The organism is Streptomyces sp. NPDC045998 (genome assembly GCF_056430285.1).
This window is the reverse complement of sequence record NZ_JBWKLJ010000011.1, coordinates 24,383-37,803: the sequence shown is the minus strand read 5'-3', so window position 1 is coordinate 37,803 and position 13,421 is coordinate 24,383. Positions and strand designations below refer to the sequence as shown.

Sequence of the window (13,421 nt, the reverse complement as noted above, 5' to 3'; positions counted from 1 at the left end):
GCTTAATGTCCTCTCCAACCGAGGAGGACGGAGCAAGAAGCCGATGAGCGGAGTGTCAGTGACCAAGGGCGCGGAGGATGCCGCACCGACGGCGAGCGACCTGGTCGTGCTGAGCAACGTCAACAAGCACTTCGGCGCGCTGCATGTGCTCCAGGACATCGACCTGACCATCGCCCGTGGCGAGGTCGTGGTCGTCATCGGACCGTCCGGGTCCGGGAAGTCCACGCTGTGCCGCACCATCAACCGGCTGGAGACGATCGACTCCGGCACGATCACCATCGACGGCAAGCCGCTGCCCCAGGAGGGCAAGGAGCTGGCCCGGCTGCGCGCCGACGTCGGCATGGTCTTCCAGTCGTTCAACCTCTTCGCGCACAAGACCGTGCTGGAGAACGTCATGCTGGGCCAGGTCAAGGTCCGCAGGGCGGACAAGAGCCTGGCGGAGCGGAAGGCCCGGACGCTGCTCGACCGCGTGGGCGTCGGCTCGCAGGCCGACAAGTACCCCGCCCAGCTCTCCGGCGGACAGCAGCAACGCGTGGCGATCGCCCGGGCGTTGGCCATGGACCCGAAGGTCATGCTCTTCGACGAGCCGACCTCGGCGCTCGACCCCGAGATGATCAACGAAGTCCTCGAGGTGATGCAGCAGCTGGCGCGCGACGGGATGACGATGGTGGTCGTCACCCACGAGATGGGGTTCGCGCGCTCGGCCGCCAACCGCGTCGTCTTCATGGCGGACGGCCGGATCGTCGAGGAGGCGTCGCCGGAGCAGTTCTTCAGCAGTCCGCGCAGCGACCGGGCCAAGGACTTCCTGTCGAAGATCCTCCACCACTGAGGGCCAGGGCCAGGGCCACCGACGGCCGGGATCGCCGACGGCCGGGAGCACTGATGGCCGGGATCACTGATGGCCAGGATCTTCGTACGACACCTGGCGACCAACGAACCACGACTCAAGGGATGTTCACCATGAAGCTCCGCAAGACGGCGGCCGTGGCCGTCGCTGTGCTCGCGCTGACCGCGACCGCCTGCGGCGGCAAGGAGGGCTCCGCCGGCGACAAGCCGAGCGGTGTGCAGCCGGGCGCGTCGAACGCGCCGGCCCTGCCGAAGTACATCGTCGCCACGGACGTGAACCTCGACTCGCCGACCTTCAAGGCGGCCAAGGAGCGCGGCAAGCTGATCATCGGCTCCAAGGCCGACCAGCCGTACCTCGGCTTCGAGGACCAGGCGACGAAGCAGCGCTCCGGTTTCGACATCGAGATCGCCAAGATGATCGCCGCCGACCTGGGCTTCACCGAGAACCAGATCGAGTGGAAGACCGTCGACTCCAGCACCCGCGAGACGGCCATCTCCAAGGGCCAGGTCGACTACTACGTCGGTACGTACACGATCAACGACAAGCGCAAGGCGCTGGTCGGCTTCGCGGGCCCGTACTACAAGGCCGGCGCCGACCTCCTCGTGCGCAAGGACGAGACCTCGATCACCGGCCCGGAGACCGTCAAGGGCAAGAAGGTCTGCTCCATCAAGGGTTCCACCCCGCTGCAGGAGATCAAGAAGCCGCAGTACGGCGCCCAGGCCACCGAGCTCGCCAAGTACTCGGACTGCGTCCAGCAGCTGCTCACCAAGCAGGTCGACGCCCTCACGACGGACGACGCGATCCTCAAGGGCTACGCCGCGCAGAACCCGACCAAGCTGAAGGTCATCGGCAAGCCGTTCACCCAGGAGCCGTACGGCGTGGGTCTCAACAAGGACGACAAGGTCCTGCGCGAGGCGATCAACAAGTCGCTGGAGAACCGCGTCAAGGACGGCACGTACAAGAAGATCTACGAGGCGACCCTGGGCCTGTCCGGCTCCGCCTACACCGAGCCGCCGGCGATCGTCCGCTACTGAGCCGCTGATCGCCACAGCTCCGGCTGTGCCTGCTGTAGCGCCCCGTACGCGAGCGTGCCGGGCGCTACAGCCCTTGCTCACCCCCAGAGCTCACCCCCCAGAGCCGCAAAGACCGTTGACCGTAAGCCGCTGACCGCCGACGCGGAGACCTCATGAACGTACTGCTGGACTATTTCTCGGATTTCCGTGACGGCTTCATAGGAACCGTGTCGATCACCCTCGTCAGCTCGGTCATCGCGCTGGTGCTCGGCATCGTCATCGCCGGTTTCCGGGTCTCGCCCGTCCCGCCGCTGCGCCTGTTCGGCACCCTCTGGGTCACCCTGCTGCGGAACACGCCGCTGACGCTGCTGTTCCTGGTGACGACGTTCGTGGTGCCGGAGATCCTCTTCCCGGGTATGAGCCCCTTCGTCCTCGGCTCGATCGCCCTCGGCTGCTACACCTCCTCCTTCATCTGCGAGGCGGTCCGCTCCGGCATCAACACGGTGCCGCTGGGCCAGGCCGAGGCGGCCCGCTCCCTGGGCATGTCGTTCTCGCAGACACTGCGGCTGATCGTGCTGCCGCAGGCCACCCGGACCGTGCTGCCGCCGCTGAGCTCCATCTTCATCGCGCTCACCAAGAACTCGGCCATCGCGGGCGCCTTCAGCGTCACCGAGCTCTTCGGCTGGCAGAAGCTGGTGAGCGAAGAGGGCTACGACATCATCCCCATCTTCATCTGGGTCTCCCTCGCCTACCTGGTGGTCACGTTCTCCATCAGTGGGGTCTTCCGAGTCCTCGAGCGCCGCCTGGAGGTCGCCCGATGAGCGCCAGCGTTCTCTTCGACGCACCCGGCCCGAAGGCCGTCATCCGCAACCGCGTCTACGCCGTCATCGGCACCCTCGCCGTCGTGGGGCTGCTCGCCGTCACGATCGTGCGGCTGAGCGACAAGGGGCACCTCGCCCCCGAGATGTGGGACATCTTCAACTACGCGGGCATCCGGCAGAACATCGCCGACGCCATCCTCGCCACCCTCAAGGCGTTCGGCATCGCCGCCGTCGGCTCGCTGGTGCTCGGCGTGCTGCTGGCCGTCGCCCGGCTCTCCGACCACAAGCCGGTCCGGTGGCTGGCGACCGGCTTCATCGAGCTGTTCCGCTCCATCCCGCTGCTGATCACCATCTACGCCGTGTGGGTCGGTTTCCTGACCGACTACTCGATGTGGGCGCTGGCGGCCGGCCTGTCGATCTACAACGGCTGCGTCCAGGCCGAGGTGCTGCGCGCCGGCGTCAACGCCGTACCGAAGGGCCAGCGGGAGGCCGCGTACGCGCTCGGCATGAACAAGACGCAGGTCATGACGACCGTGCTGCTGCCGCAGGCCGTCCGGGCGATGCTGCCGACGATCATCAGCCAGCTGGTGGTGACCCTGAAGGACACCTCGCTCGGCTTCATCATCCTGTACCCCGAGCTGCTCCAGACGGCCCGGCTGATCGCCTCCAACACGCAGGTCAACGGCATGTACCCGTACGTGTCGACGATCGTGGTCGTCGGCGCGATCTACGTGGCGATGTGCCTGGCGCTGTCGGCGCTGGCCACCTGGATCGAGAAGCGCGGGCGCCGCGCCAAGACCGGCATCGGGGTGGCGTCGGCGGCCGAGCCCGCCTCCGCCGCGGCCACGAAGGTACTGAGCCAGGACGCCGGTCAGGCGGGCGGCAACGCGGTCACCATGGGGATGCCTCCGGGCGGGGGCGACGGCGCCGGTGGGGCCGGCTCCTCGTAGGGCTGGACCGTATGGCTGGTGAGGGCAGTGGCGTCCGCGTCGCTGCCCTCGTCGCTTGACGCAAGCACCGGCAGTGGGTTGCATACGTAGTGTGATCACCTCGCGCCCGGCTCCGGCCGCTTGTCCCGCCCTTTTCGATGTGTGTGCTGTTCTCGGTGCTCGTGGGGTCGCTGGTCCTGGAGTCACGCCGTGGACCCGGTGATCGTGGTCGGCGCGGGCCCGGTCGGGCTCGCGCTGTCTCTCGCGCTGGCCGCGCAGGGCGTCCCCTCCGTCGTCCTGGACGAGGGCCCCGGCGAGGACGAACCCCGCGCGGCCCGGACCGCCGTGCTGCGTCCGGACACGGCGGCGTTCGTCGAACGCCTCGGGTGCACGACCGTACGGGCCGAGGGGACCCGCTGGAGCGGGTGGCGGTCGATGCGGCGCAAGCAGGAGACGCGGCACGTGCTCTTCGCGGAAGGCGCGGAACCGTTCCCCCCGGAGGAGGACGGTGACCCGGTCCCGCCGCTGCACATGGCGCAGCACGCCCTCACGCGCGGGCTGCGGGCGGCCATCGCCGCGCTGCCCCGGCGGGGTCTGGTGCGGGTGGTCACGCACAGCCGGGTGGACGCGGTCGAGCAGGACGCCGACGGCGTCACCGTGCACACGCGCGGGCCCGAGTCGACCTGGTGGCGCGGCGGTTACCTGGTCGGCTGCGACGGAGCCCGCTCCACCGTGCGCAAGCTGCTTGGGGTGCGCTTCCCCGGGCGTACGGCGGTCGAACGGCACGCCGTCGCCACCCTGCGCGCCGAACTCCCCTGGGAGGGCGAGGGGCTGCTGCACCGTCAGCCGCCGTGGCGCGGCGCGGGCGAGGAGGTGACGGCGCGGCCGCTGCCCGGCGGCGCCTGGCGGCTGGACTGGCTGCTGCCGCCGCGTGGCGACCTGGTGACGCCCGACGCGCTGCTCGCGCGGATCCGCGAGACGCTGGACGGCTGGTGCGGCCAGGCCCCGCCGTACGACCTGATCGACACGGGCGTCTACACGCTGCACCACCGGCTCGCCAAGCGGTGGCGCGTGGAGCGGGCCTTCCTCGCCGGGGACGCGGCCCATCTGCTGGGCGCGCTCGGTACGCAGGCGCTGGACGAGGGGCTGCGGGACGCCGACAACCTGGCCTGGAAGCTGGCGATGGCCTGGCACCACGGCGCCTCGGAGGCGCTGCTCGACAGCTACCAGGCCGAGCGGCGCACGGCGGTCGCGGCGCGGCTGCGAGCCGCCGACCAGTCGCTGCCGGTGCTCCGGGGTGCCGGCGGGCTCCGGACGTACCTGCGGGGCGGCGGGCACGACGCGCTGCTGACGGACGGCCACGTGGGGCGCGGGCCGCTCGGTGCGCCCCCCGCGTACCCGCACTCCCCCCTCGCACCTCCGTACGCCGAGGGGCACACGGCCGTGGGCACACCGCTGGGCGCGCCGGTCGCCGATGTGCGGGTGACGGCGCCGGAGGACGGCACGACCGGGCGGCTGCGCGACCGGCTGGGGCGCGGGCGTCTGCTGGTGGTGCTGGTCGCGCCCGGGACGGGCGTGTGGGACCGGCGGCACTGGATGACCGCGGGGGTGATGCCCCGGCTCGCGGCGGCGGTGGAGGCGCTGCCGGTCGCCGGTGAGCTGCTGGTCACGGAGGCGTATCCGGGGGCCGCCGCGCACACCGTGCTGCTGGTGCGGCCCGACGGACACCTGGCGGCGGCGTTCGCCGGGGTGCGGCCGGAGGAACTGCGTGCGGCGGCCGACGCGCTGCGGGGCGGGGCGCCGGAGGCGGCACGGCGCGACCGGACGACCGCGGACGCGGACGCCGACGCCGACGTGGCGTTCAGCCGCGGTTGACGGTCGATTGACCGTCACGGGCGTCCATGGTGTACTCCGGATCATGAACGGCACCGTGGTACGCCTGTGGCGGAGGGTCCATATGGACCTGCTCCGCTACGCGGGCTGCGTGTGTCGTCCGTCCTGCTGAACTCGCCTCCCTTCCCTGCGTACCCGCGGTGGGTCCATCCCGCGCGTACGCGCCTTCGCGACTTCCAGGACGGTTTCCCGTGCCCCAGCATGTCTCCTCCCCGCATGTCTCCTCCCCGCACGTCTCCGTGCGCTTGGCCGGCCGTGCCGCCGATCCCGCGGCGCCGAACGCCGCCGAGCTGCTCGACTTCGCCCGCCGTACCGCCGCCGACGCCAAGTTGATCGCTTCACTTCCGCTCGATCCGGAGGGCCGCACCTGGGTGCGGCTGGACGGGCCGGGAGGCAGCGAGGCGTGGCTCATCGGGTGGCCGCCGGGCTCCGGCACGGGGTGGCACGACCACGCCGAGTCGATCGGCGCGTTCGCCACCGCACGCGGTGAACTCCGGGAGCAGTCGCTCTCCGTACGGCTGCCCGCGGGCGGCTGGCGGTCGCTGGAGCTGACGGATGACGTCGACCGCCGACGGGTGCTACCGGCGGGACGCGGGCGCGCCTTCGGGCGGCACCATGTGCACGAGGTGCTGAACGAGTCGGCGACCGAACACGCCATCTCGGTCCACGCGTACTATCCGCCGCTGCCGCTGATCCGCCGGTTCAGCCGGACCGGCGCGGTGCTGCGGCTGGAGCAGGTCGAGCGTCCGGAGGACTGGCAGTGAGTACGGGCACGGGTGCGGGAACGGGCACGGGTACGGGCGCGGGTGCGGCTTCGGCTTCCGTGCGGGTGGGCATCGACGAGCTGCTGGAACGGGTCCGGGCGCACCTGGCCCGCGTGGCGCCGCGGGTGACGCCGCGCGAGGCGTGGGCGGCGGCCGCGGCGGATGACGCGCTGCTGGTGGACATCCGGTACGCGGCGCTGCGCGAACGCGACGGGCTGATCCCCGGGGCGCTGGTCGTGGAGCGCAACGAACTGGAGTGGCGCCTGGACCCGCGGGGCAGTCATCGCGTGCCGCAGGCGGTGAGCCACGACCTGCGGATCGTGGTCGTGTGCAACGAGGGCTACGCCTCCTCGCTGGCGGCCGCATCCTTGCACCAGCTGGGCCTCCACCGCGCGACGGACCTGATCGGCGGCTTCCAGGCGTGGCGGGCGGAGAGCCTGCCGGTCGAGTCGGTCCCGGCGAACGGGCCGTGACCGCCCGGAAGCGGGCCCGCCGGGAAGGGCTTGGTCACGAAAAGACCGGCCGAGGAGGGGCCGGCCGGGGAGGGACCGGCCGGGCGTGGCCCGATCAGGCAGGGATCGGTCGGGCAGGGAGCAGTCACGCAGGGATCGGTCAGGAGGGGTCGAACGGCAGGTCGTCCGTGTCCTCGCCCTCCTCCTCCAGGGCCTGGCGCACCACGCGCAGCGCCATGCCCTCGGAGTAGCCCTTGCGGGCGAGCATGCCCGCGAGGCGGCGCAGGCGGCGGTCGCGGTCGAGGCCGCGGGTGGCGCGGAGCTTGCGCGCCACCAGCTCGCGGGCCGTGGCCTCCTCCTGCTCGGCGTCGAGCTGCCCGACCGCCTCGTCGATCAGCTCGGCGTCGACCCCCTTGGTACGCAGCTCCCGGGCGAGGGCGCGGCGGGCCAGGCCCCGGCCGTGGTGCCGGGACTCCACCCACGCGCCCGCGAAGGCCGCGTCGTCGATGAGGCCGACGTCCTCGAAGCGCGAGAGGACCTCGTCGGCGACCTCGTCCGGGATCTCGCGTTTGCGCAGCGCGTCCGCGAGCTGCTTGCGGGTGCGCGGGGTCCCGGTGAGCAGGCGCAGGCAGATCGCCCGCGCCCGCTCAGCCGGATCCTGGGGCGACAGCTCCTGCTCGGCCCTCGACGAGTCGGCGCTGTCACCCGGCCATTCGGTACGGCGGGCCATGGGCTAGGCCTTGGCCGCCGTGGCCTTGGTCGCCTTGGTGGCCTTCGCCGCCGGAGCGGGCACCGACTTCGCGGTGTCGTCCGGGGCGGCCGCGACCGCCGCGTCCGCCGCGTCCGCGCCCGGCTCGGTCGCCGGGGTCTCCGGGCGGACGCCGACGCCCAGCTTCTCCTTGATCTTCCGCTCGATCTCGTTGGCGAGGTCGGGGTTGTCCTTCAGGAAGTTCCGGGCGTTCTCCTTGCCCTGGCCGAGCTGGTCGCCCTCGTACGTGTACCAGGCGCCCGCCTTGCGGACGAAGCCGTGCTCCACGCCCATGTCGATCAGGCCGCCCTCGCGGCTGATGCCCTGTCCGTAGAGGATGTCGAACTCGGCCTGCTTGAAGGGCGGCGCGACCTTGTTCTTCACGACCTTGCAGCGGGTGCGGTTGCCGACCGCCTCCGTGCCGTCCTTGAGGGTCTCGATGCGGCGGATGTCGATGCGCACGGAGGCGTAGAACTTCAGCGCGCGGCCACCGGTCGTGGTCTCCGGCGAGCCGAACATCACACCGATCTTCTCGCGGAGCTGGTTGATGAAGATCGCCGTGGTCTTGGACTGGTTGAGCGCGCTGGTGATCTTCCGGAGCGCCTGGCTCATCAGGCGGGCCTGGAGACCGACGTGCGAGTCGCCCATCTCGCCCTCGATCTCGGCACGCGGGACGAGCGCCGCCACCGAGTCGATGACGATCAGGTCGAGCGCGCCGGAGCGGACGAGCATGTCCACGATCTCCAGGGCCTGCTCGCCGTTGTCGGGCTGGGACAGGATCAGGTTGTCGATGTCGACGCCGAGCTTCCTGGCGTACTCGGGGTCGAGGGCGTGCTCCGCGTCGACGAACGCGACCTGGCCGCCGGCCTTCTGCGCGTTGGCCACGGCGTGCAGGGTCAGGGTCGTCTTACCGGAGGACTCCGGGCCGTAGATCTCCACCACACGGCCGCGCGGCAGGCCGCCGACGCCGAGCGCCACGTCGAGCGCGGTCGAGCCGGTCGGGATGACCTCGATGGGCTCCCTCGACCGCTCGCCCATGCGCATCACAGCGCCCTTGCCGAATTGCCGTTCAATCTGTGCGAGAGCGGCGTCGAGCGCCTTCTCGCGGTCGGTACCTGCCATGGGTTCCACCCGGTTTGCTTGTGTCGATCGCTTCACGTCAAAGACGCTAACCCCTGCCACTGACAATGGGCCCCGCCATCCCTCCGGCCTGTGGATAACTCTGTGGACAACTCCGTGAACAGCGTCACGTACCCCCGGAATTCCGGGCCGGAACCCCATAAGAATGGATGTTCGATTTTAGTGTCAAGCGCGCCGCGCCGGACCCGGCTCAGGCACCGTCGCGCGGCGGAGCCTGGTCGGGGAGGCGGGGCGAGGCGGGCGGGTTCTCGTCGCCTGCCTGCTCCTTCTTGGCCCGCAGCGCCCGCTGCACCCTGGCCAGCACCAGCTCGCCATGGCGCCGGTGGCCGTGGACGCGCGGGTCCTCCGTCACGTCGTACCGCTTCACATAGGCCCCGAGGAACGCCTGGAGGGTGGCGACCGCCGGGATCGCGATGAGCGCCCCGACCGCGCCCAGCAGCGCCGTGCCGGCGACCACCGACCCGAAGGCGACCGCCGGGTGGATGTCGACGGTCCTGGCGGTGAGCTTGGGCTGCAGCACGTAGTTCTCGAACTGCTGGTACACCACCACGAACGCCAGCACCCACAGCGCGTACCAGGGGTTCTCGGTGAAGGCGATGAGCATCGGCAGGGCGCCCGCCAGGTACGTGCCGATGGTCGGGAGGAACTGCGACACCAGGCCCACCCACACCGCCAGCGCCGGCGCGTAGGGCACGCTCAGGAACTCCAGCAGGACGTAGTGCGCCAGACCGGAGATCAGGGCCATCAGGCCGCGCGAGTAGAGGTAGCCGCCCGTCTTGTCGACGGCGATCTCCCAGGCGCGCAGCACCTCGGCCTGCTTGGCCGGCGGGAGTACGGAGCACAGGGCCCGGCGCAGCCGGGGCCCGTCGGCCGCGAAGTAGAACGAGAACAGGAAGATAGTCAGCAGCTTGAACAGCCCGCCGAGCACGGTCGCGGAGACGTCCAGCACACCGCTGGCGCTGTTCTGGACGTACTTGCGCAGCCAGTCGGAGCGCAACAGGCTGTCCTGGACCTCGACCCGGGACAGCTCGGTGTGGAAGGTGTGGTTGCTCCAGTTGATCAGCGAGTCCAGGTAGCGGGGGAAGTCCTCGACGATCTCGATGATCTGCCCCGCCAGCATGGAGCCGAGGAGCACCACGAACCCGACGCCGACGGCCACGACCGCGAAGAACACCAGGAAGGTGGCGAGGCCGCGGCGCATGCCGCGGGCCGCCATCCGCCCGACCGCCGGCTCGACCGCCAGCGCCAGGAAGAAGGCGATCAGGATGTTGATCAGCAGGCCGATGAGCTGGTGGAAGGCCCAGCTGCCGAGCTGGAAGCAGGCGTAGAGGGCCAGGGCGAGCACCATCGCGCGTGGCAGCCAGCGGGGCATACGGCCGCCGGCCGGGGGTGGGGCGGACTCTTTCCCGGTCGGGGGCACGGTGGTCGTCGTCTCGTTCTCGTCAGTCGGGGCCACGGGGCAAGTCTCGCGTACGGCTCGGACAACCGGCGTATGCCCCGGGAATCCCCGGCGATGCGCGTCAGCGCTTGTCCGCGGGGACGCCCACCGCCTCGCAGACCGCCCGCCACACGTCCTTGGCCTCCCAGCCGGCCCGCAGCGCCTCGTGCACCGTACGACCGCCGAGTTCGGACATCACGTGGTCCCGCGCGAAGGACTCGGCGTACGCCGAACCGAAGTGGTCCGCCATGCGCTCCCAGAAAATCGTCAACCGCATGAACCCAGTATCCCGCTCCTGAGAGTGCAGCCCTGTCCGCACTGCTTGCCGAAAGCCCTTTCCGCCCTACCGTCGGAACATGGCTGGAACTCCCCTCGCTGGAACTCCCCTCGCCGGGGCCCCGCTCGCCGGAACCCCTCTCACGCGCGCCGAGCACTTCGTCTGGCTGACGGCCCGCGTGCTCGAACAGCGGCGCTTCGCGTACCACTTCCTCGGCGGCGGCGCCGACGCGGTCGAGGCCGCCCTCACCGCGTACCTCAACGAGGACGGCGGTTACGGGCACGCGCTGGAGCCGGATCTGCGCGGCCCCGTCAGCCAGCCCCTGCACACGGCGCACGCGCTGCGGGTGCTGGACTCCATCGGCCGGTGCGGCGGGATGCGCGTGGAGCGCGTGTGCCGCTACCTGACGGGGGTGTCCACGCATGACGGCGCGCTGCCCGCGCTGCACCCCTCCGTGCGGGGCTATCCGATCGCGCCGTTCCTGCCGGTCGTCGACGACCCGCCCAGCGACCTGCTGGCCACCGGGCCGGTGGTGGGGCTTCTGCACCGGAACCAGGTGTGGCACGCGTGGCTGTTCCGCGCCACGGACTTCTGCTGGGCCGCGGTCGAGGGGCTGGAGAAGTCGCACCCGTACGAGATCCAGGCCGCCGTCGCGTTCCTGGACGGCGTCCCGGACCGGGCCAGGGCGGAGGCGGCGGCGGACCGGCTGGGCCGGTCGGTGCGGGAGCAGCGGCTCGCGGTGCTGGACCCGGCGCGCGTCGGGGACTTCCCGCTCCCGCCGGGGTACGCGCCGGGCGAGCACCACTTCCCGCACGACTACGCGCGGGTGCCGGACTCCCTGGCCCGGCGCTGGTTCACGGACGAGGAGATGGCGCGCTCGCTGGACCACCTCGCCGCCGAGCAGCGGGAGGACGGGGGCTGGCCGATCCGCTGGCGCGAGTGGGCCCCGGGGACGGCCCTGGAATGGCGGCCGATCGTGACCATCGAGGCGCTGCGGACGCTGCGCGCGTACGGCCGCCCGATCGGCTGAACCGGCGCCGCCGGCCGCCGTACGGAGGGGCTGGCGCGGGGCCGACCGTACGGAGGAGCCGGCCGTACGGAGGGGCCGGCGTCAGCCGCCCAGGGCCCGTACCACCGCCGTCACCGCCACCGCGGCGGCGACCACCACCAGGAAGGGCGCGCGCAGGACCAGCGCGAGCGCCGCGGCCGCGAGGCCGGCACCGCGCGCGTCGACGACCAGGGAGCCGCCCGCGCTGAAGGTCTGCTGCGCGGTCAGGGCGGCCAGCAGGGCGACGGGCAGCAGCGCGGACAGCCGCTGGACGAGCGGCCTCTCCAGGGTCGCGGCCGGGACGAGGAGACCGGTCAGTTTCAGCAGGTAGCAGCCTGCGGCGGTGAGGCCGATGGCGATCCAGACGCTCAACGCTCCGCCCCCCGCCGTCCCGGGCGGTCGCCGAGCGCCCCGCGCCCCTGGAACCACAGCACGGCCGGTGCCGCGAGCGCCGCGACGAGCACCGGCACCCCCGCGGGCAGCAGGGGCAGGGACACGAGCCCCAGCACGACGGCGAGCCCGGCGACGGCCCGCTCGGTGGCCGTACGGAGCATGGGCGCGAGCAGGGCGAGGAAGACGGCCGGTCCTGCGGCGTCCAGACCCAGGGCGTTGGTGTCGCCGATGGCCTCGGCCCCCAGGGCGCCGAGGAACGTGGTGAGGTTCCACAGCACGTACAGGGTGAGCCCGGTGACGGTGAAGCCGATCCGCGCGGCACGGCGCGTGGGCTGGGCGAGGGAGACGGCGGCGGTCTCGTCGATGACCCAGTGGGCCCCGAGCGGGCGTACGAGGCGGGGCAGGGCGAGCAGCTGGGACAGGCGGAGCCCGTAGAAGGCGTTGCGGGTCCCCAGGAAGAAGGCGCCGGCCGCCGCGGTGAACGGGTTCCCGCCGGCCGCGAGCGCCCCCACGAGCGCGAACTGCGAGGCGCCGGTGAAGACCAGGAGGCTGAGCGCGCAGGTCTGCAGGAGGGTCAGCCCCGCGCCGGCCGACGTCACGCCGAAGGCGAAGCCGGACAGGCCGACGGCCAGCCCGACGCCGAGCGCGTCGCGGACGACGGCGCTGTCGGCCTTGCCCATGGGCGGTGCGGCTGTCGGCTGTACCGGTTCTCCGGTGTCTCTGGTGAGTGCTGTCTGTTCTGCCACGCCCGGGACGCTACGGGCGGGGGTCGTTCCCGGTCTTGTACGTTCTTGCGCGTTCGCGCTGGTAGGCGCCCGGTGGAACGCCGACGATGCGCGTGAAGTGCCGGTTCAGGTGCGGCTGGTCGGTGAAGCCGACCGCGACGGCGGCGGCCGCGGGCGCGGTGCCGGCCTCCAGGAGGTCACGGGCGGCACGCACGCGCGCGTTGGTGAGCCAGGTGTGCGGCGGCATGCCGTAGGCGGCCTTGAAGGCCCGCAGCAGGGCGAACGGGCTGGTGCCGAGTTCGCGCGCGAGCTGCTCCAGGGAGGGCGGCTCCGCCATCCGCGCCTGGAGGAGCTCCCGGGCCAGGGACGCCGTGCGGGCCCCGGCGGCGAGCGGCGCGCGGGCGGGCAGCGTCTGGCCGTGGCGGTGCAGCAGCCGGGCTATGGCGACGCGCAGGAGACTGTCGGCGGCCAGCGCGTTGCCCTCCTCGGCCGCCCGGTGCACGGCGCGGACGAGCCGGGCGGTGTCCTCGTCCTCGACGATGGTCTCGGCGAAGCCGGGCGTACCGCGCAGCGTGGTCTCCTCCGCCGCGATCCCGGCCACCAGGGCGGACGACGGGTAGAGGGTCGCGTACGACCAGCCTTCGGGTGCCCCGGCGTGCGCGGAGTGCGGCACCTCCGGGTTGATCATGACGACGGTGCCGGGGCGGGCGCGGATCGTGCCCTCCGGCATGACCACGTCCTCGGCCCCGCGGCGGACCGCACCGAGGACGAACCCCTCGTGGCTGTGGCGCGCGAAGGTGTGGCGTACGTAGCGCGCCCGGAGGAGGTCGAGCCCGGGCACTCCGGGGTAGTTCCAGTGCCTGGCCCACTCGCCGTCCCGGTCGCCGCCCCGCTCACCGTTCCGCTCGCTCGCCATGATTCCATTCTGCGCCC

General features: G+C 72.0%; 16 protein-coding genes. 9 read left to right on the top strand and 7 right to left on the bottom strand.

Annotation, left to right across the window (positions count from 1 at the left end):
• The first annotated feature begins 43 nt into the window (after positions 1–43).
• The 8 genes from AC07FJ_RS28670 to AC07FJ_RS28635 all read left to right on the top strand — a co-directional run bounded on the left by AC07FJ_RS28670 (position 44) and on the right by AC07FJ_RS28635 (position 6,740).
• Positions 44–829, top strand: a complete 786-nt coding sequence (locus AC07FJ_RS28670; protein ID WP_361426904.1) for an amino acid ABC transporter ATP-binding protein — start codon at positions 44–46, stop codon at positions 827–829.
• 131 nt (positions 830–960) lie between these two features.
• Positions 961–1,881, top strand: coding sequence for a glutamate ABC transporter substrate-binding protein (locus AC07FJ_RS28665; protein ID WP_468296037.1), 921 nt, complete (start codon positions 961–963; stop codon positions 1,879–1,881).
• Positions 1,882–2,033: 152 nt separating this feature from the next.
• Positions 2,034–2,681, top strand: coding sequence for an amino acid ABC transporter permease (locus AC07FJ_RS28660; RefSeq protein ID WP_479052154.1), 648 nt, complete (start codon positions 2,034–2,036; stop codon positions 2,679–2,681).
• A complete protein-coding gene (locus tag AC07FJ_RS28655; RefSeq protein ID WP_479052153.1) occupies positions 2,678–3,631 on the top strand; it encodes an amino acid ABC transporter permease in 954 nt (317 codons plus the stop codon). Before AC07FJ_RS28660 ends, AC07FJ_RS28655 begins: the two co-directional genes overlap by 4 nt.
• 189 nt (positions 3,632–3,820) lie before the next feature.
• Positions 3,821–5,485 carry an FAD-dependent monooxygenase gene (locus AC07FJ_RS28650; RefSeq protein WP_479052152.1) on the top strand — a complete coding sequence of 555 codons (1,665 nt, stop codon included), beginning with the start codon at positions 3,821–3,823 and terminating at the stop codon, positions 5,483–5,485.
• 43 nt (positions 5,486–5,528) lie between these two features.
• Complete coding sequence (locus AC07FJ_RS28645; protein WP_355356953.1) at positions 5,529–5,615, top strand: putative leader peptide; 87 nt, start codon at positions 5,529–5,531, stop codon at positions 5,613–5,615.
• A 127-nt stretch (positions 5,616–5,742) separates the two neighbouring features.
• Positions 5,743–6,267: a cupin domain-containing protein gene (locus AC07FJ_RS28640; protein ID WP_479052284.1), complete on the top strand. Its 525-nt coding sequence runs from the start codon at positions 5,743–5,745 to the stop codon at positions 6,265–6,267.
• A gap of 59 nt (positions 6,268–6,326) precedes the next feature.
• The gene (locus AC07FJ_RS28635; RefSeq protein ID WP_479052283.1) at positions 6,327–6,740 is read left to right on the top strand and encodes a rhodanese-like domain-containing protein; all 414 of its coding nucleotides are present in this window, start codon (positions 6,327–6,329) and stop codon (positions 6,738–6,740) included.
• 139 nt (positions 6,741–6,879) lie between these two features.
• Here the strand turns inward: AC07FJ_RS28635 and recX are convergent, their stop codons facing one another.
• The 4 genes from recX to AC07FJ_RS28615 all read right to left on the bottom strand — a co-directional run bounded on the left by recX (position 6,880) and on the right by AC07FJ_RS28615 (position 10,322).
• A complete protein-coding gene (recX, locus tag AC07FJ_RS28630; protein ID WP_479052151.1) occupies positions 6,880–7,449 on the bottom strand; it encodes a recombination regulator RecX in 570 nt (189 codons plus the stop codon).
• A gap of 3 nt (positions 7,450–7,452) precedes the next feature.
• Complete coding sequence (recA, locus tag AC07FJ_RS28625; protein ID WP_479052150.1) at positions 7,453–8,589, bottom strand: recombinase RecA; 1,137 nt, start codon at positions 8,587–8,589, stop codon at positions 7,453–7,455.
• A gap of 208 nt (positions 8,590–8,797) precedes the next feature.
• Positions 8,798–9,979 carry an AI-2E family transporter gene (locus AC07FJ_RS28620; RefSeq protein ID WP_479052282.1) on the bottom strand — a complete coding sequence of 394 codons (1,182 nt, stop codon included), beginning with the start codon at positions 9,977–9,979 and terminating at the stop codon, positions 8,798–8,800.
• A 148-nt stretch (positions 9,980–10,127) separates the two neighbouring features.
• Positions 10,128–10,322 carry a DUF3046 domain-containing protein gene (locus AC07FJ_RS28615; RefSeq protein WP_355356707.1) on the bottom strand — a complete coding sequence of 65 codons (195 nt, stop codon included), beginning with the start codon at positions 10,320–10,322 and terminating at the stop codon, positions 10,128–10,130.
• Between the two features lie 79 nt (positions 10,323–10,401).
• Here AC07FJ_RS28615 and AC07FJ_RS28610 point away from each other — a divergent pair, with 79 nt between their 5' ends.
• Positions 10,402–11,352 (top strand): hypothetical protein, encoded by a 951-nt coding sequence (locus AC07FJ_RS28610; protein WP_479052149.1) that lies wholly within the window; start codon positions 10,402–10,404, stop codon positions 11,350–11,352.
• An 81-nt stretch (positions 11,353–11,433) separates the two neighbouring features.
• Here the strand turns inward: AC07FJ_RS28610 and AC07FJ_RS28605 are convergent, their stop codons facing one another.
• The 3 genes from AC07FJ_RS28605 to AC07FJ_RS28595 are packed head-to-tail and all read right to left on the bottom strand — an operon-like array spanning position 11,434 to position 13,404.
• The gene (locus AC07FJ_RS28605) at positions 11,434–11,742 is read right to left on the bottom strand and encodes an AzlD domain-containing protein (RefSeq protein WP_479052148.1); all 309 of its coding nucleotides are present in this window, start codon (positions 11,740–11,742) and stop codon (positions 11,434–11,436) included.
• A complete protein-coding gene (locus AC07FJ_RS28600) occupies positions 11,739–12,509 on the bottom strand; it encodes an AzlC family ABC transporter permease (RefSeq protein ID WP_479052147.1) in 771 nt (256 codons plus the stop codon). Before AC07FJ_RS28600 ends, AC07FJ_RS28605 begins: the two co-directional genes overlap by 4 nt.
• 10 nt (positions 12,510–12,519) lie before the next feature.
• Entirely contained in the window at positions 12,520–13,404 is an 885-nt protein-coding gene (locus AC07FJ_RS28595; RefSeq protein ID WP_468296004.1) for an AraC family transcriptional regulator, read from the bottom strand.
• Between the last annotated feature and the right edge of the window lie 17 nt (positions 13,405–13,421).

Excerpts from the sequence above, each read along its gene's own strand:
- AC07FJ_RS28660 (WP_479052154.1), top strand. The coding sequence starts at position 2,034 with ATGAACGTACTGCTGGACTATTTCTCGGATTTCCGTGACGGCTTCATA.
- AC07FJ_RS28670 (WP_361426904.1), top strand. The coding sequence starts at position 44 with ATGAGCGGAGTGTCAGTGACCAAGGGCGCGGAGGATGCCGCACCGACG.
- AC07FJ_RS28645 (WP_355356953.1), top strand. The coding sequence starts at position 5,529 with ATGAACGGCACCGTGGTACGCCTGTGGCGGAGGGTCCATATGGACCTG.
- AC07FJ_RS28595 (WP_468296004.1), bottom strand. The coding sequence starts at position 13,404 with ATGGCGAGCGAGCGGAACGGTGAGCGGGGCGGCGACCGGGACGGCGAG.
- AC07FJ_RS28615 (WP_355356707.1), bottom strand. The coding sequence starts at position 10,322 with ATGCGGTTGACGATTTTCTGGGAGCGCATGGCGGACCACTTCGGTTCG.
- AC07FJ_RS28610 (WP_479052149.1), top strand. The coding sequence starts at position 10,402 with ATGGCTGGAACTCCCCTCGCTGGAACTCCCCTCGCCGGGGCCCCGCTC.
- recA (WP_479052150.1), bottom strand. The coding sequence starts at position 8,589 with ATGGCAGGTACCGACCGCGAGAAGGCGCTCGACGCCGCTCTCGCACAG.
- AC07FJ_RS28620 (WP_479052282.1), bottom strand. The coding sequence starts at position 9,979 with ATGCCCCGCTGGCTGCCACGCGCGATGGTGCTCGCCCTGGCCCTCTAC.
- recX (WP_479052151.1), bottom strand. The coding sequence starts at position 7,449 with ATGGCCCGCCGTACCGAATGGCCGGGTGACAGCGCCGACTCGTCGAGG.
- AC07FJ_RS28665 (WP_468296037.1), top strand. The coding sequence starts at position 961 with ATGAAGCTCCGCAAGACGGCGGCCGTGGCCGTCGCTGTGCTCGCGCTG.
- AC07FJ_RS28655 (WP_479052153.1), top strand. The coding sequence starts at position 2,678 with ATGAGCGCCAGCGTTCTCTTCGACGCACCCGGCCCGAAGGCCGTCATC.